The sequence below is a fragment of the Serratia sp. NPDC078593 genome (assembly GCF_050268245.1).
Classification (GTDB): domain Bacteria; phylum Pseudomonadota; class Gammaproteobacteria; order Enterobacterales; family Enterobacteriaceae; genus JBNNGK01.
In genome coordinates, this window is sequence record NZ_JBNNGK010000007.1 from 117,281 (window position 1) to 134,406 (window position 17,126).

Annotated in this window: 18 protein-coding genes; 4 read left to right on the forward strand and 14 right to left on the reverse strand. The window is 53.8% G+C overall.

Going from position 1 to position 17,126, the window contains the following annotated elements; genetic code table 11:
• Positions 1-15: 15 nt before the first annotated feature.
• The 6 genes from ACQKDS_RS10140 to prmB all read right to left on the reverse strand — a co-directional run bounded on the left by ACQKDS_RS10140 (position 16) and on the right by prmB (position 4,893).
• Complete coding sequence (locus tag ACQKDS_RS10140) at positions 16-297, reverse strand: YfcL family protein (RefSeq protein ID WP_399669500.1); 282 nt, start codon at positions 295-297, stop codon at positions 16-18.
• 143 nt (positions 298-440) lie between these two features.
• The gene (locus ACQKDS_RS10145) at positions 441-989 is read right to left on the reverse strand and encodes an elongation factor P hydroxylase (RefSeq protein WP_399669497.1); all 549 of its coding nucleotides are present in this window, start codon (positions 987-989) and stop codon (positions 441-443) included.
• A gap of 63 nt (positions 990-1,052) precedes the next feature.
• Positions 1,053-1,853 (reverse strand): sulfite exporter TauE/SafE family protein, encoded by an 801-nt coding sequence (locus tag ACQKDS_RS10150; protein ID WP_399669494.1) that lies wholly within the window; start codon positions 1,851-1,853, stop codon positions 1,053-1,055.
• A gap of 3 nt (positions 1,854-1,856) precedes the next feature.
• A complete protein-coding gene (gene mepA / locus ACQKDS_RS10155) occupies positions 1,857-2,684 on the reverse strand; it encodes a penicillin-insensitive murein endopeptidase (RefSeq protein WP_399669492.1) in 828 nt (275 codons plus the stop codon).
• A 32-nt stretch (positions 2,685-2,716) separates the two neighbouring features.
• Positions 2,717-3,802, reverse strand: a complete 1,086-nt coding sequence (gene aroC / locus ACQKDS_RS10160; RefSeq protein ID WP_399669489.1) for a chorismate synthase — start codon at positions 3,800-3,802, stop codon at positions 2,717-2,719.
• Positions 3,803-3,960: 158 nt separating this feature from the next.
• Positions 3,961-4,893 carry a 50S ribosomal protein L3 N(5)-glutamine methyltransferase gene (gene prmB / locus ACQKDS_RS10165; RefSeq protein WP_399669486.1) on the reverse strand — a complete coding sequence of 311 codons (933 nt, stop codon included), beginning with the start codon at positions 4,891-4,893 and terminating at the stop codon, positions 3,961-3,963.
• Positions 4,894-5,236: 343 nt separating this feature from the next.
• On the opposite strand from prmB, the gene smrB reads away from it, so the two are divergent.
• On the forward strand, positions 5,237-5,767 hold the full coding sequence (smrB, locus tag ACQKDS_RS10170) for an endonuclease SmrB (RefSeq protein WP_399669483.1): 531 nt from the start codon (positions 5,237-5,239) through the stop codon (positions 5,765-5,767).
• Positions 5,768-5,915: 148 nt separating this feature from the next.
• On the opposite strand, the gene sixA is transcribed toward smrB, so the two are convergent.
• The 4 genes from sixA to ACQKDS_RS10190 all read right to left on the reverse strand — a co-directional run bounded on the left by sixA (position 5,916) and on the right by ACQKDS_RS10190 (position 10,909).
• The gene (gene sixA, locus ACQKDS_RS10175) at positions 5,916-6,398 is read right to left on the reverse strand and encodes a phosphohistidine phosphatase SixA (protein ID WP_399669481.1); all 483 of its coding nucleotides are present in this window, start codon (positions 6,396-6,398) and stop codon (positions 5,916-5,918) included.
• A 552-nt stretch (positions 6,399-6,950) separates the two neighbouring features.
• A complete protein-coding gene (fadJ, locus tag ACQKDS_RS10180; RefSeq protein WP_399669478.1) occupies positions 6,951-9,110 on the reverse strand; it encodes a fatty acid oxidation complex subunit alpha FadJ in 2,160 nt (719 codons plus the stop codon).
• The gene (gene fadI, locus ACQKDS_RS10185) at positions 9,110-10,420 is read right to left on the reverse strand and encodes an acetyl-CoA C-acyltransferase FadI (protein WP_399669475.1); all 1,311 of its coding nucleotides are present in this window, start codon (positions 10,418-10,420) and stop codon (positions 9,110-9,112) included. Before fadI ends, fadJ begins: the two co-directional genes overlap by 1 nt.
• Before the next feature lie 192 nt (positions 10,421-10,612).
• Positions 10,613-10,909: a YfcZ/YiiS family protein gene (locus tag ACQKDS_RS10190; protein ID WP_399669472.1), complete on the reverse strand. Its 297-nt coding sequence runs from the start codon at positions 10,907-10,909 to the stop codon at positions 10,613-10,615.
• A gap of 405 nt (positions 10,910-11,314) precedes the next feature.
• Between ACQKDS_RS10190 and fadL the strand changes: the two genes are divergently transcribed.
• The 3 genes from fadL (at position 11,315) to ACQKDS_RS10205 (ending at position 14,013) form a co-directional block, all read left to right on the forward strand.
• Entirely contained in the window at positions 11,315-12,637 is a 1,323-nt protein-coding gene (gene fadL, locus ACQKDS_RS10195; RefSeq protein ID WP_399669470.1) for a long-chain fatty acid transporter FadL, read from the forward strand.
• A 314-nt stretch (positions 12,638-12,951) separates the two neighbouring features.
• A complete protein-coding gene (locus tag ACQKDS_RS10200) occupies positions 12,952-13,239 on the forward strand; it encodes a hypothetical protein (RefSeq protein WP_399669467.1) in 288 nt (95 codons plus the stop codon).
• A 318-nt stretch (positions 13,240-13,557) separates the two neighbouring features.
• Positions 13,558-14,013: a hypothetical protein gene (locus ACQKDS_RS10205; protein WP_427622605.1), complete on the forward strand. Its 456-nt coding sequence runs from the start codon at positions 13,558-13,560 to the stop codon at positions 14,011-14,013.
• A gap of 137 nt (positions 14,014-14,150) precedes the next feature.
• Here ACQKDS_RS10205 and mlaA read toward each other — a convergent pair whose 3' ends face one another.
• The 4 genes from mlaA to ACQKDS_RS10225 are packed head-to-tail and all read right to left on the reverse strand — an operon-like array spanning position 14,151 to position 17,116.
• Positions 14,151-14,912: a phospholipid-binding lipoprotein MlaA gene (mlaA, locus tag ACQKDS_RS10210; RefSeq protein ID WP_399669464.1), complete on the reverse strand. Its 762-nt coding sequence runs from the start codon at positions 14,910-14,912 to the stop codon at positions 14,151-14,153.
• 37 nt (positions 14,913-14,949) lie between these two features.
• Positions 14,950-16,161 (reverse strand): c-type cytochrome biogenesis protein CcmI, encoded by a 1,212-nt coding sequence (ccmI, locus tag ACQKDS_RS10215; protein WP_399669461.1) that lies wholly within the window; start codon positions 16,159-16,161, stop codon positions 14,950-14,952.
• Positions 16,161-16,628 carry a cytochrome c-type biogenesis protein CcmH gene (locus ACQKDS_RS10220; protein WP_399669459.1) on the reverse strand — a complete coding sequence of 156 codons (468 nt, stop codon included), beginning with the start codon at positions 16,626-16,628 and terminating at the stop codon, positions 16,161-16,163. The genes ccmI and ACQKDS_RS10220 overlap by 1 nt, the downstream gene beginning before the upstream one ends.
• The gene (locus tag ACQKDS_RS10225; RefSeq protein WP_399669765.1) at positions 16,625-17,116 is read right to left on the reverse strand and encodes a DsbE family thiol:disulfide interchange protein; all 492 of its coding nucleotides are present in this window, start codon (positions 17,114-17,116) and stop codon (positions 16,625-16,627) included. Before ACQKDS_RS10225 ends, ACQKDS_RS10220 begins: the two co-directional genes overlap by 4 nt.
• Between the last annotated feature and the right edge of the window lie 10 nt (positions 17,117-17,126).

The window sequence follows — 17,126 nt, forward strand, 5'->3', positions numbered from 1 at the left end:
ACTGAGCCCCAGCAATCAGGCGGTGCCCAGAGCCGTCTGGTACAAGCGCTCCCACATGCCTTCAACCAGCACCTGATCCGGCGGCGAAAGTTCACCGGCGCGTATGGCCTGATGCAGACTGTCTTCCACCCGAGTTTTCAGCGCTTCGGCACTGTGCTCGCCCTGCAGCTCCGCCTCAGCAACCGCTAGGGTCAAATGACCGCGCAGGTAGCCACCGGCAAACAGTTCATCATCACTGGCGTGGTCTACCATGTCATCAATCAGCGCCAAAATGCGCGCTTCAAATTCAGCGATCATTAAATTTCCTCATTATTCCCTGCGCTTTCACATTCTGCCGCTTGGGTACGCAACCGGTCACTGATTAAGTGCCATGGCATTCGCACATTTGCCCTTTCGCTACCAAGGCGAATGTGAAAGGTTCAGGGTTAGTTAAACTGACGTCAGTTGAGATCTTCCGGATAGGGGAAATGCTCTGGCGCCAACGGGGGCGTATTGTAAAACGATTGTAACGCCTGAATAAAGCGTGCAGGACGTTCGGGTATCCCTTTTTCCAACAATTCTAACACCCGGTTACGCACTTTCCGCTGAAATGCAATGCGATCCGGCTCGCACTCACCGTTCAAATTGTCGCAACTGACGTTGAACGGGAACCCCGCCGCAACGCAGAACAGCCACTCGAGCGCCTGAGGGTTAATTTCTACCGCTTCAAACTCACTTTGCGTTTGCGCATCACGGCCATCAGGACAATACCAGTAGCCAAAATCGACCCGCTTACGTCGTTCCTCACCGGCGATGCACCAGTGGGAAATTTCATGCATACCGCTGGCATAATAGCCGTGGGCAAACACAATTCGGTTGTAAGGCAGCGCATCATCCGCTGGCAGATAAATGGGTTCATCATCGCCTTTGACCAAGCGCGTGTTGTAATCTTCACTGAAGCACTGATTAAAAATTTCAATCAATTGCGAATATTGGTGTGTGTCAGACATAAAAGACTCAATAACCACAAAAATAAAGTGGCAATTATTTCATGTTGCCGCTCTTTTGGCTCGTTAAAAATGCATCGATAGCCACTGCTGAATTTCCGCACCGTGGTTGTCGTACAACAGTTTCAGGCTCATGACCAACGATACGATCACGATCATTGGCCGAATCAACTTTTGACCACGCGTTAACACCATGTGAGCGCCCAGACGTGCGCCCAGAACCTGCCCGGCTAGCATCACCAGCCCAATGCCCCACAGCACTTTGCCGCCCACGATGAAAAATATCAGACTGCCGAAGTTGGAGGTAAAATTCAGCACTTTGGCATGGGCGGTAGCCTTCGCTAGGTTGAAGCCACACAGCGTCACGAATGCCAACGCGTAAAAAGAACCGGCGCCGGGGCCAAAAAAGCCATCATAGAAACCCACGCAGCCCCCCGCCACTAAGCCAAACGGCAACGCACTCAGACGGCGCTGACGGTCGTTTTCCCCCAAACGCGGCGTCAGCAGAAAATACAAACCGATGCCAATCACTAATAGCGGTAACATCTGGCGCAGCAGATCGGCGCGCATATGTTGCACCAGAATCGCGCCAGCAATCGAACCGAGCAACGTGAGGAAGATCGTCAGTTTTTGATCGTTAAGATTCACCGCTTTGCGGCGAATGAAGTACCAACTGGCAGAAAACGATCCGCCGACAGATTGCAATTTATTGGTCGCCAGCGCCTCCGCCGGGGGAACTCCGACCGCCAGCAGTACCGGCACAGTGAGCAAACCGCCGCCACCCGCAATGGAATCAATAAAACCAGCCAGTAGCGCTACGGCAAACAACGCCCCGAGCATTTCGGGGCCAACCACAAACCAATCCATTTTTTATTCCGCGGAGAAATGATTATCAAGCAAAGCCTGACAGGACGGCGGCAACGGTGGGACGATCCGTTTACCCGGTTTCGAGCTAGGTTGATGGGGTTCGAACCAACTGGCCAGTTCGGCACCACAGCCATCGCCCGGCGGCGGCGGATCCTGCTCGAGGCATTCCAGGCTGCCCGCAGGACAACTCAGACGGACATGCATATGGGCACGGTGACCAAACCATGGACGAACCTTATGTAACCATGCGCGATCGCTGCCTGCATCATCGCACAGACGCTGTTTGATCGCCGGGTTTACAAAGATACGCGTGACGTTATCATCTTCTGCCGCCAGTTTGATCAACGACGCAATCTGCGGTTGCCACTGGTTACTGCGCACCTGCTTGCCGTCATGGGTGACTAAATCGATCGGCTGCGGCTGCAATAATTGCTGCGAACTCCAGCGCTGACGTGGCAGTTGCAGCCAAATGTCAACGTCAAGCCCGGATTGGTGGCTGGCATGGCCGCTGCTAAAACGCCCGCCCGCAGGCATCGACATATCGCCGATCAACACCGTACCAAGGCGTTGCTGATTCGCCTGAGCACTCAACCGTTGGATAAATGCCAGCAGTTCAGGGTGGCCGAAATATCGACGTTGGTCTTGGCGCATCACCTGATAATCAGCGGCATTTAACGGCAACGGTTGTGCACCGATAATACAACCGTTAGCAAAACCGCCAATGGCCTTCGCGTCACCCGCCACGGGATGATCGATTTTCTGCCACGGCGTTAACGCCAGCGCAGAACTTGACGCTATCAGCGCCAGCAGGCCCACCAGCCACTTTTTCATCGTTATCGCCACCTCGAAAGTCAGATTGAGTATTACCAGCGCGGCACGTCGGAAACAACATCGCCGTTTTGCGCACGCTGACGTAATAAGTGATCCATCAATACAATCGCCATCATCGCTTCGGCAATCGGCACGGCTCGGATACCGACACAAGGATCATGTCGCCCACGGGTGACCATTTCCACCGCTTCGCCCTGGCGGTTAATGGTGCGCCCCGGCACCATAATGCTGGACGTCGGTTTCAACGCCAAATGGGCGATGACCGGTTGACCGCTGCTGATACCGCCGAGAATACCGCCAGCATGGTTGCTCTGGAAACCCTCAGGGGTGATTTCATCACGGTTTTCGCTGCCGCGTTTGCCGACCACCGCAAAACCGTCACCAATCTCTACGCCTTTCACCGCGTTAATACTCATTAACGCATGCGCCAGATCGGCATCCAGTCGGTCAAATACCGGCTCACCGAGGCCGACCGGGACGTTTTCGGCAATCACACTCACTTTCGCGCCGATCGAGTCGCCTTCTTTCTTCAACGCCCGCATCAGTTCGTCCAGCGCTTCCAGCTTGTCGGGATCCGGGCAGAAAAACGGATTTTGCTCAACCTGTTGCCAATCTTTGAGTTCGCAACTGACATCGCCGATTTGCGCCAGATAGCCACGCACTTTTACACCGAACTTTTGCTCGAGGTATTTTTTGGCAATCGCACCGGCGGCGACACGCATCGCGGTTTCACGCGCCGACGAGCGACCGCCGCCACGATAATCTCGCACACCGTATTTTTGCTCATAGGTGTAATCCGCATGCCCCGGGCGGAACAGATCTTTAATTGCACCGTAATCCTGCGAACGTTGATCGGTGTTTTCAATGATCAACCCGATGCTGGTGCCGGTGGTCACACCGTCGAACACGCCGGAGAGGATGCGAACCTGATCCGGCTCACGGCGCTGTGTCGTGTAACGCGAGGTGCCCGGACGACGGCGATCCAGATCGTGTTGTAAATCGGCTTCGGTCAACGCAATGCCCGGCGGCACGCCGTCAACGATACATCCCAGCGCCACACCGTGCGACTCCCCAAAAGTGGTGACACGGAATAACTGCCCAATACTGTTGCCTGCCATGACGGCTCCTTACCTCCCTTTCCGCTTTCAACGTGCATCATCACCGGTTCTCTCGCTGTTTCACAACCGCGGATAATAACCACCTGAGCGCGACGTACGCGTACTGGGGATAACTTAATGTTGGTTATCAGGCCCGCCGCAGCAGACCCGGGAAATCATCAGCTGCGGTACATGCTGAAATGGGCTTTGCAGTCGATCAGTTGCTGTTTAGTCAGCATGAACACGCCGTCACCGCCGTTTTCAAACTCCAGCCACGTGAATGGAATATCAGGATACTGCTCCATCAGGTGTACCATGCTGTTACCCACTTCACAAATCAACACGCCCTCGTCACTGAGGTAATCAGGCGCACAGGCCAAAATACGGCGCACCAGTTTCAGGCCATCGCTACCCGCCGCCAGCCCCAGTTCCGGCTCGAAGCGGAACTCCTCTGGCAGATCAGACATATCTTCCGCATCCACATAAGGTGGATTAGTGACGATCAGATCGTACTGGATAGCCGGTACATCACGGAACAGATCGGAGCGGATCGGGATCACCTGATGTTCGACGCCATGCGCCTGTATATTGCGTTCGGTCACCGCCAGCACATCGCTGGAAATGTCCACGGCGTCAACCTCTGCCTCTGGGAAGGCGTAACCACAGGCAATCGCAATACAACCGCTGCCGGTGCACATATCAAGAATATGACGCGGCGCATGCGGGATCAGTGCGCTAAAACGATCGTTAATCAATTCACCAATCGGCGAACGCGGCACCAACACGCGCTCATCAACGTAGAACTCCATGCCGCAAAACCAGGCTTTGTTGGTCAAGTACGCAACCGGAATACGCTCGTTGATACGGCGAATCACACGTTCCACAATGCGGTGACGTTCGCTAGAAGTCAGACGCGCCGAACGCATGTCTTCCGGAATATCCAGCGGTAGGTACAAACTCGGCAGAACCAGCTGCACCGCTTCGTCCCACGGATTATCGGTTCCGTGACCATAATAGATATTCGCAGCGTTAAAACGGCTTACGGTCCAACGCAGCATATCTTGAATGGTGTGCAGTTCGTTCACTGCTTCGTCGACGAAAATTTTGTCCAATGTGCCCTCCGCAGGCGACTGTGATTCATGAGATAGCCGCCTAGTTTGCCATGAAGCCCGGGACAAATCAGCAGCTATATATACCCTAAATAATTCGAATTGTCGGAAGGCGGCAAGAACGTGAATCCCGATGCGCTTACTCTGGTCAGTGATTCGGGTGAACGAGCGCAACCAATACACATGCAACATTAAGTATCACGGGTATAACCTTATTGCGTGTCGCTGTGCGCGCTTGACCGCCACGCGGTTAATTCATTCTCATCAGCCTGCCAGCACAGTTTTGCTTCGTCTGATCCGCTACGCACGATAAACTAGCCCAAAAATTCTTTTCGGTGAATGAATAATGAAAAACAAGCACCCTCTGAGCAAAGACGAAATGCAGCTCTTCAGAGAGTCCGTGACGGGCGCTAAAAAATTGCGTCAGGATACGATCGTCCACCGCCAACCTAAGCCGAAGATCAAGCAGGTTGCACCGCAACGGCTGCTGCAAGAGCAGGTTGATGCCAGCTTTTATTTTTCTGATGAATTTCAGCCGCAGTTGGATGAAGAAGGCCCGACGCGTTATGTACGCCCCGGATACAGCCATTTTGAATTGAAGAAATTGCGACGAGGGGACTATGTACCCGACCTGTTTCTCGATTTACATGGGTTGACGCAGTTACAGGCCAAGCAGGAGCTCGGCGCGCTGATTGCAGCCTGTAAACGGGAGCACGTTCACTGCGCCTGCGTGATGCACGGCCATGGCAAACATATTCTTAAGCAACAAACGCCGCTGTGGTTAGCTCAACACCCCGACGTATTGGCATTTCACCAAGCGCCTAAAGAGTGGGGCGGCAGCGCCGCAGTACTGATCTTGGTCGAGCAGCCACAATAGCCAGACGATAAAATAACGAAGGGCGATGACAGCATCGCACACGCAGTAACGTCATTGTTCGCTGAATGCGGTGAGAACAATCGCCCTAACGATTGGCGTTATTCTCACGATGCCCGGCGAACACGACCGCTCACTACAGCCCTGGCCGTTATACTTTGGCCATTAATTGCGACGGACTCACTTGCCATTCAAATTTCCCGCTTACGCCGTCTGCCGCCAGTTCGACGTTGGCGATCGCAGAGGTCGCAAACATGGGTGGGCACTCCGCCGGGCATAACTCGGCCACCAGATAACCGACCAAGGGCAAATGTGAAACGATCAACACCGCCCCCACACCTTCATTTGCCAGCGCTTGCAGATAGCAGCTCACTAACCCCACGTCACCGCCGGGTGTCAGCTCTGGCAACACTTCTTCGCCTTCGGGTAGGGGTAATACCTCACGCACCGTTTCCAGCGTTTGCGCTGCCCGCAGATAAGGGCTAACCAGCACACGATCAATATCCACTGACTTGGTGTTTAACCAAGCCGCCATTTGACGCGACTCATCACGGCCACAGGCGGTAAGAGGTCTTACCGAATCGCTGGCGGCATCAAGTGCTGCCTCTCCGTGACGCATAATCAAAACTTGCATATTGCACCGCTGTTGTTGACAAAAAACACTATCTCTAGGTTACAGAAACGCAGAGCGTGCTGTATCGCCGAGTACCTTTATACCCGTCATAATTCGCACGGCATCTTTATTGACCACGATCGCCACACCGCATCGCGGACTCAAGTCTGCACTGCGGCTGGTTCTTTCATCGCCTTGATGCCAGTCGAACTATTTCGGACATCGCTCAAGAGCATAAGTGCTTCAAACGATAACTCGCCGTCACTCTATGGCGGCCGGGCATTCTGCCTGAAAGTTCACGTAAAGAAAACGCTGTTTTCTACACCAACGCTCGTTAAACGTGAACCCATCGCTCACTTAACAACCAATTCAACGGGTTGAATTTTTCTCACCCACGATGAAAGTTATTTATGGTGACCAAACGCTACTCTCGATTTGCCACCATACCCTGCCTCTATTTCCCTGTACAGCATCCGGGTTTAACGGTAACGCAAGCGTTGATGAGGATCACATTGCAACCCTCTTGCAACTGTAGTGCAAATCGGTCTACCGCGCCGCGGGTCACCCTGCATATTACTGCGGATAAAACGCTTCCCGTTGTTCTGCCATGCGTTGCAAGCGCTCACACGGCGCAAAATGCTCACCGTACTGCTGTTGCAGATAGCGCAGCGTTTTAACCACGGTCTCAATGCCGAGCGCATCCATATAGCGGAATGGGCCGCCAAGGAACGGTGGGAAACCGATGCCAAACACCGCGCCGATATCACCATCGCGCGCACTGCGAATCACGCCCTCATCCAGACAGCGTACAGCCTCATTCAGCATCATCATCACACACCGTTGTGCAATTAGCGGCGGTTCAAGATGCGCTTTGGCCGTCACACCCAGTAATGAATAAACCGCACTGTCAGCACGTTTAGCGCGCTGCCGCTGCTGGCCTTCACTAGGGTAGAGATAAAAACCGCGGCCATTTTTACGCCCTTTACGGCCATCTTTTAACACGGCATCAAATGCCGCCGGCGCGGCAAAACGCGTCCCCAATTCTTCAACCAAAACCGGGATAATTTTCGTGCCGACATCAATACCGACTTCATCCAACAGTGTGATGGGCCCGACCGGGAAGCCGAAATCCACCAGCGCTTTGTCCAATGACTCAATTGGCTCACCTTCCAGCAGACAACGCGCGGCCTCATTAATATAGGGGGCCAGAATGCGGTTAACGTAAAACCCGGCGCGGTCGGCCACGACGATCGCCGTTTTACCCTGCTTTTTCGCCAACGCAACGGTGGTTGCAATCGTTTCATCGCTGGTGCCAGCATGGGGGATCACCTCCACCAACGGCATTTTATCGACCGGGCTGAAATAATGCAGACCAATCACCTGTTGTGGACGCTGCGCTTTCGCGGCGATTTGGCCGATCGGCAACGATGAGGTATTGGAAGCGAACACCGTGTGAGGAGCACTGTGCTGCTCGATCTCTGCCACCATACGCTGTTTCAGCTCCAGATCTTCAAACACCGCCTCCACCACAATATCTACCCGTTCAAAACCGGTGTAATCGGTGGCACCCGATATCAACATCATCTGTTTTTGCCGTTCGGCAGGGCGCATGCGTTTGCTGCGCACTCGCTTACTCAGCACGTCCCAACTGTATTTCAACGCGTGATTAATGCCTTGCTCATTCACATCTTTAATGCGCACCGGCAAACCACCGCGCGTCGCAGTGACGCAGGCAATCCCACCGCCCATCAAACCACCGCCCAAGATACCCACGCGCTGCAAGGGATGCGGTTGCGCGTCGCTGCCTTTTTCTTTCTTCAGCGCTGTGGAAGCAAAAAACAGGCTACGCAATGCGGCGGACTCTGACGTCATCGCTAATTCGCCAAATGCGCGCGCTTCCGCTTCATAACCGCTGGCATTGCCTTGTTCTAATCCCGTGCGCACCACCTGAATAATGCGCTCTGCAGCCGGATAATTACCGTGCGTTTTCGCCAAGGTTTTCTTGCGCACAATACTGAACAACACGCTGCGCCCCAACGGAGCGTTCAGCAATCGTTCCTGCCACGGCAACTTGGCACTGCTTTTCCATCCCTGTTTCGCCCGTTTGATGGCCGTTTCCAGCAATATAGCGTGGGGCACAGCATCATCGACCAACCCCATACGCAGAGCCTGCCGGGCGCGCAGGTGTTTACCGGTCAGCATCATATCTAACGCCTTGCTCGCCCCAATCAGCCGGGGCAAACGCTGAGTGCCACCGGAACCCGGTAGCAAACCGAGCTGAACTTCCGGCAAGCCTAGCGCGGTTTTGTCGTCGAGCGAGCACACGCGGCTATGGCAGGCCAATGCCAGCTCCAGCCCACCGCCCAAGCATGCACCGTGGATCGCCGCCACCACCGGTACGGGAAACGCGGCTATCTGTGCCAAGGTATTTTGCCCTTTACGCGCCAGCGCTTCTGCTTCATTGGCATTATTGCAGGCGGCAATCATCGTAATATCAGCACCGGCAATAAATGAATCGGGTTTACCAGAAACGATCACCACCCCTTCGAGCCCAGGATGTTGCTGCGCCTTAATCAACACATCATTAACTTGCTCAACAAATTCCGCTTTCAGCGTATTCACTTTCTCATCCGGCACATCAATGGTGATCACACCGATATTATCCGGCCGCAGCGTCAAGCGAAATGACGAGGGTTTGGCTCGCTGCTCGTGCAACGCATTTTCAACATTCATTATTCGACCTCCACAACCATCGCTGCACCTAACCCACCCGCTGCACAGGCGGTCGCTAACCCTAAGCCACCACCGCGCCGTTTCAACTCGTGTAAGGTCTGGGTGATCATGCGTGCACCGGTTGCCGCAAACGGATGACCGTAAGCAATTGAACCACCCAGCACATTAAATTTATCTCTGTCGACCTCGCCAATCGCCGCGCTGCGCCCCAGCTTTTGCTGGGCGAATTCTTGGCTGGCGAACATTTTCAGGTTTGCCAACGTTTGTGCGGCGAACGCTTCGTGCATATCAATTAACGCCAAATCAGCCAGGGTAATACCTGCGCGATCCAGCGCCAGCGGCGTCGCGTAAGAAGGGCCAAGTAGCATGTCCTCCCACACGTCGATGGCAGCAAAAGCGAAGCTGCGCAGATAACCCAGCGGCACCAATCCCAATTCTTTGGCACGCGACTCACTCATCATCAATACGGCAGCGGCACCGTCGGTCAGTGGCGTGCTGTTGGCTGCCGTGACGCTACCGTGTTTACGATCGAATGCCGGCTTCAGTTTGGTGTAGGAAGCCAGGCTGGAATCTTTACGAATGTTATTATCTTCAGCCAATAGCGCTTTGTATGGCGGCACATAGGCGGTCATCACTTCCTGACGCAGTAGCCCCTGCTCCCAGGCTTTAGCCGCCAACTGATGCGAACGATGCGCAAGCGCATCCTGTTCTTCCCGGCTAATGCCATGTGACTTGGCCATCTGTTCGGCCGTATCGCCCATGCGCAACCCTGTGGAGTATTCCGCAACCGCAGGCGGAACCGGCAACAGATCGCGGAATTTAAGTTTGCTGAATAGCTTAAGCCGTTGTGACAAGGTGCGCGCCTTATTCACATCAACTAAGGTTCGCGCCAGCGCTTTGCTAACACCGATCGGCAAGACGGAAGAGGAGTCTGCACCGCCCGCAATGCCGATGCTGATACTGCCAGCCATGATACTTTCGGCCACATTGGCGATAGCCTGAAAACTGGTGGCGCAGGCACGCGATACGCTGTAAGCATCGGTGTGCACGCTCATGCCGGTTCCTAGCACAATTTCGCGCGCGATGTTAGGCGCCTCCGGCATTTGCACCACTTGGCCAAAGACCAGTTGTTCAATTAATTGCGGCTCGATACCGCTGCGCGCCAATAGTTCGCTCACCGCCATTTTACCAAGGTCCACCGCCGGAATTCCGTGATAGGCAGTGGCCTGCTTGGCGAACGGGGTACGCAGTCCATTTACAATTGCAATTCGGTCACCCTGACGGGTAACTAGCGGCAGTGCCTTACTCATAAACGCTCCTGAAGATGATGACGTCAGCGCAACGATCGAAACAGGTCTGACCTGATGTGGGTCATTGTTAACCATATGTTTACATTTGGCAAACCGGTAAGCGTGAAATCTGCGAGCAAGAGCAACTTTCTGCCGAGAGGATGGGGGATAGGATGAGTGCGCGGGCGATCCCGCGCAAAAAATTTACGCCAATTAACGCAGTCCGAGCTGGAAAATCAACGTTTCGGCCTGGCAGGCGAAGGTAAAATCAGCATCTAACTGCACCCCCCCTTCAACGGGATTCATGCTGCTGCTGATGTCACACGGATCGGATTCCACAGAACGTGCTTTTTCCGTCAATGCGGCCAACATCTGTTGTGCTTCTTGCTGACTCGCAAATACCTGGCTGTAGGATGCGGTGCAGTCAGTGTTGTCCATGACGGTGCCAACATCCACACAGCAGCATGCTGCTGTTTCCTGCGCACTGCATTTGTTAATTGCATCTGACATGTTCAAATCTCCTTACGAGGCGGTTTTACCGCCTCAAATTGCCAATTTTGATCTGGCGCATAAACACAAAAATCTAAAGGGTATTTTACTCCCCTGTTGAAAGGAGCACTAGCACTTACTGTTAGCAGGTGTTTTAAGTGATGGAAATCACAAATAAAAATGCTCGTCTGCTAAGGATTGGTAAGAATTTTGTTATTAAGCGGTCGCTTTTTGTTAAGCAGATCTCTTTTTCGACATCAAAATGGAAATATATGGAAAACAAACTTGCAACATTTTCACAGGTCAGACCTATAATTCAGCCACTGGTCTGATTTGTCTGAATGATAACGGACCCTACAATCCCGCGCTCCTTGTTACTATAAGTAACAATAGTTTAAATAATAAACACATAATGAGGTTTTGGTCATGAGCCAGAAAAACCTATTTACTAAATCAGCTCTTGCAGCTGCAGTGGCAATTATTTCTTCAAACGTCTATGCCGCAGGATTCCAGCTGAATGAGTATTCTTCATCTGGTTTAGGCCGTTCTTTCTCTGGCGAAGGCGCTGTTGCAGACAACGCAGCATCAGGAAGCCGCAACCCCGCAACCATGATGATGTTTGATAGCCCGTCCTTCTCTGGCGGTGCAATCTTCATCAACCCGGATGTCGACATTTCAGGACAATCACCGAGCGGCGCCAGTCTTGATGCAAAAAACATCGCGCCTACCGCATGGGTACCTAATCTTCACTATATTCACCCGATCAACGATCAGTGGGCTCTGGGGGCTTCCGTCACCAGTAACTACGGTTTAGCGACTGAATTTAATGATAGCTATACCGCTGGCGCGTTTGCCGGTAAAACCGATCTGACCACGGCTAACCTTAACCTAAGCGCAGCTTATCGTTTAAATCAACACTTCAGCTTCGGTCTGGGCTTTGATGCGGTTTACGCCAAGGCGAAAATCGAGCGTTACGCTGGCGACTTGCCAAAACTGCTGGCCGGTTCTGGCCAATTGCCACCGGGGTTAGCAGGCCCGATTTCACAGATCCCTGGCGATACCCAAATTGCCCACTTAAAAGGTGACGAATGGGGCTATGGTTGGAATGCCGGTATTCTATATGAAGTGGACGAAAACAATCGTTACGGCCTGACTTATCGCTCAGAGATAAAGATCGACTTTGAAGGCGATTATAAGAGCAGCCTACCTGCGCAATATAATCCGCTGCTGGGATCCATGGGTCTGCCACTCGGTACTAACGGCCAGACAGTGTCGGGTTCCCTGTCTCTGCATCTGCCAGAAATGTGGGAAATCTCTGGTTATAACAAAGTTGCGCCACAGTGGGCGGTTCACTACAGCCTGGCCTATACCAGTTGGAGTCAATTCCAGGAGTTGAAAGCAACGGGTAACAACGGCCAAACGTTGTTTGAAAAGCATGAAGGCTTCAAAGACGCGTATCGCATCGCGTTGGGTACAACCTATTACTATGATGATAACTGGACGTTCCGTACCGGTATCGCCTTCGATGACAGTCCTGTTCCAGCGCAGAACCGCTCCATCTCCATTCCGGATCAGGATCGTTTCTGGCTAAGCGCCGGTACCACCTACGCGTTTAACAAGAATGCCTCGGTTGACGTCGGTGTGTCTTACATGCACGGTCAGCACGTTACCATCAAAGAAGGCCCGTATACTTTCGAGTCTGAAGGTAAAGCTTGGTTGTACGGCGCAAACTTCAACTACACCTTCTAAATTGTTGACGCAGCCGGCTTAAAAACCGGCTATTTAGCACCATGCCGTTCACTTAAACCTGAGCGGCATGGTGCGTTGTTTTTGCCCCAGCCTGAGCCGTAGCCCCTCCCTTGCTTACTATTCGTTAATCAATTGTCAGAGCTTTGAGTCCTCCCTGCACCCAGCGCAGAGCAATTAACTGGCGCGGCATGCCACGCCACTACGCGGTTGACGGATGCGATGTGGGCAGGTTGCTGGCAACTTGAGATATGACTAAACCGTAGGGGCGAACATGTTCGCCTCGCTTCCGGTGCAGAGCGATTGGCTGGCGCGGCATGCCACGCCACTACGCGATTGACGGATGTGATGTGGGCAGGTTGCTGGCAACTTGGCATATGGCTAAACCTGTTCGCCCCGCTTCCGGTGCTGAGCGATTAGCTGGCGCGGTATCCCACGCCACTACGCGGTTGACGGATGCGATGTGGGCAGGTTGCTGGCAACGTGGCATATGGCTAAACCGTAGGGGCGAATATGTTCGCCCCGCTTCCGGTGCTGAGCGATTAGCCGGCGCGGCATGCCACGCCACTACGCGATTGACGAATGTGATGTGGGTAGGTTACTAGCAACGTGGCATATGACTAAACATGTTCGCCCCGCTTCCGGTGCTGAGCGATTAGCCGGCGCGGCATGCCACGCCTCTACGCGATTGACGGATGCGATGTGGGCAGGTTGCTGGCAACTTGAGATATGGCTAAACCGTAGGGGGTGAACATGTTCGCCCCGCTTCCGGTGCTGAGCGATTAGCCGGCGCGGCATGCCACGCCACTACGCGGTTGACGGATGTGATGTGGGCAGGTTGCTGGCAACGTGGCATATGGCTAAACCGTAGGGGGCGAACATGTTCGTCCCGCTTCCGGTGCGGAGCAATTAGCTGGCGCGGCATGCCACGCCACTACGCGATTGACGGATGTGATGTGGGCAGGTTGCTGGCAACGTGGCATATGGCTAAACATGTTCGCCCCGCTTCCGGTGCTGAGCGATTAGCTGGCGCGGTATGCCACGCCACTACGCGGTTGACGGATGTGATGTGGGCAGGTTGCTGGCAACGTGGCATATGGCTAAACCGTAGGGGGCGAACATGTTCGTCCCGCTTCCGGTGCGGAGCAATTAGCTGGCGCGGCATGCCACGCCACTACGCGATTGACGGATGCGATGTGGGCAGGTTGCTGGCAACTTGGCATATGGCTAAACATGTTCGCCCCGCTTCCGGTGCAGAGCGATTAGCTGGCGCGGCATGCCACGCCTCTACGCGGTTGACGGATGTGATGTGGGCAAGTTGCTGGCAACGTGGCATATGGCTAAACATGTTCGCCCCGCTTCCGGTGCTGAGCAATTAACTGTCGCGGCATGCCACGCCACTACGCGGTTGACGGATGTGATATGGGCAGGTTGCTGGCAACTTGAGATATGACTAAACCGTAGGGGGGCGAACATGTTCGCCCCACCACTTGGCAGGTAACTTGTTGATTTATTATCAGTCTGCTGAATCGATTTCGCCCAAATCATCCTGAATAGCCAGGGCGTTCGGATTTTCTTCAGGCTTCAATACGCCACCGTTCGCCAGGAAATCGTGACGCTGGAAGTAAGCTTCACGCATCATCAGGTAAGGATCGGACGAGTTACGCAGCAGGCCGTCAGAATCCAGCAGTTGTGCACGTGTTTCAATGCCCTCAACCACCCATTTCCCTGCCGACATCCAGAAGGTCAGATAGCTTAGCACCGGATAGAGTTTATCCGCCCACTCACCGCCTTCTTCACGCAGCGTAAAACTACCATAACCCGGTAATTGGACATAAGGGCCATAGCCCACATCGTAATAACCTAGCGTGCTACCGAAGCGACGCGGTTCTTCACGTGCCAGTTTCGGGTTCGCCATCCCCGCCACATCAATCAATCCGCCCATGCCCAACAGCGTGTTCAGGAAGAAACGGTTAAAGTGGATCATCGCGCGGTACGGATCGCCACGCAGGAAATCATTGACCATGCTGGCCGGTTCTTCCAGGTTGGACGTAAAGTTGCTCAAACCATTGCGTGCGGGCATCGGGACATAATCCCGCCAGGCAACGGCCACCGGCCGCAAGACGTAAGGATCCAGCACGTTGTAGTTAAAATTGAACATCGTACGGTTAAATCCTTCCAGAGGATCGGATCGCCCTTGAGGTTCGTTTTCCGGGGTGCTGGCGCACCCGACGAGCAACACCGTTGCAAAAGCCAGCCCAGTCAGGCGAAAATTCATATTTTTCTCCATAAAAACAATACGTTCAGTCTTCTCGTTACGGAACCTGCTTGTCTATCTGAACGCTAACCTGCCCTTTGCCGCTGAAGTCCAGCAACGCACTCTCACCGAACCAGTCACCCGCCTGCGGCGTCGCCAGACCATCACGCGAGATGCGCGCACGAACCTTCACCTGATGCAACGCTGAAAGCAGGCGTTGCGGCATCATGGCATTGCTGTCATCCAGTGAGAATGACTGCGGGAAGCGGCTCAATGGTAATTGTTTTACCGCAACCGGCACCGGGCTTTTGCCATCGGTAACCGAAATAATCAGCGTCCCTTGTGAGGGTAATGCTTTCGCTGCCTCAGGAGACAACGTGACATTAATAGCAAGTTTAACAGTTTCCTCACCCAGCTGTACTTTTGCTTGTTCAATACTGCGTGTTAACACCTCGACACGCCGATCGTCAGCCGGTAACAGTTTGAGCATCACCTGCCATGCGCCAATAGCCTGTTTATAATCACCTTGTTCGAATGCGTTGAACGCTAACAGACTCAACACCCGCAAGTCAGTATGATCTTCGGCAATCATTTTACGTAACAGGGCCGTTGCCTGTTTGTTATCTTCTGGATCATTGGATCGCGTCAATACCTCGGCATAGCCAAGGCGAACGTCCAGATTATTCGGATCAAGCCGATAAGCATGGGCGAACGCCTGTGAAGCGGTAGTGGCGTTATTCAGCGCCATGCCAACGCGGCCCAGCATCATCCAGTCATTGATGTTGCGGTCGTCTTGTTGCAGTGCGGTGCGCAATCCTAAGCCAAGGCGCGCAATCTCTTCCATGCTGAGGGGCTCGGCGCGCTCGTTAGCCACGCGTTCACGCAATGCCGGCATTTGGGCTTCGACTTGATGCCAAGCGGTAACTTGCGCCAACCCGCCGGTTTTCAAATAGAAGCCGACGGCGATAACCACCAGTACCACCACACCCGGTAGCAGCGCCCAACGGTTAATCGGCTGTGCCTGCGCCGGTTGCTGGCTGGGAATATCATCCAACAGATTTTGCTGTAACTCCTTCACCAACTCAGGGCGCTCGGCTACCACGCCCTGCTGTTCATCCTGTTCCAGCTCGTTAAGACGATCTTGATAAAATACCTTATTCAGCGTATCGCGACTGGCGTTATCGCTCGCCTTGGTTTGCCGCATTGCCGGCACCACCAGTAGCGCAGCCGCGCCGATCAGCAGCACAATAATAATCAGCCAAAAAGCCATTAGGGTTTCTTCCTGTCAGTCTCTTTCAGCAGCGCCGCCAAACGCTGTTGTTGTTGCTCGGAGAAGTCATCGTTCTGCGCCGCGCGACGATGACGGCGGCTACGCATAATCACCACGGCACCGCCAATCAGTACGAATAACACCGGGCCCAGCCACAAGATCAGCGTGGCTGGCGTCACTGGCGGCTCATAGGTAACAAAATTACCATAGCGCGCCACCATATAGTCGATAATTTGCTGCTTGCTTTGCCCCTGCATCATCAGCTCATACACTTTCGTGCGCATATCGGCGGCAATGATCGCATTCGAATCGGCGATGCTGTTGTTCTGGCATTTTGGACAGCGCAGCTGTTCGGTTAACGCCCGATATTGCTGCTCCTGCGCCACCGAATCGAATGTATAATTATCGATAGCCGCCGCCGCGTGCCAACTGAGCAAGGCGCACAATATCAGTAGCATCGCCCTCATATCGCCCCCCCATATTTGCGGTACAGCGGCAAGACCTGTTGCTGCCAAACGCGTTCGTTCATGTCTCCAGCATGGCGATAACGAATGATGCCTTCGCCATCAATCAGGAAAGTTTCCGGTGCGCCGTAAACCCCCAGATCTAACCCCAACATGCCGTTGCCATCAAACAGGCTGAGCGCATAGGGATTGCCCAGCGTGTTCAACCACGTCACCGCCTTGGCGCGGTCATCTTTATAATTGAGCCCAACTACCCGCACGCCTCTAGACGCCAGCGTATTCAGGTACTGATGTTCAGCGCGGCACGTCGGGCACCAAGTAGCCCAAACATTGAGCAACATCGGTTTGCCATTGTGTAATACCGCCTGATCATAGGTTTTTCCAGGCTGCTCGAGCGACTCCAAGGTAAACGTGGGCACGGGTTTACCAATCAGCGCCGATTCCAGCATGGTGGGGTCTTCCCCGCCCGCATTGCGAGTCAACTGCACCATCAAGGCTGCG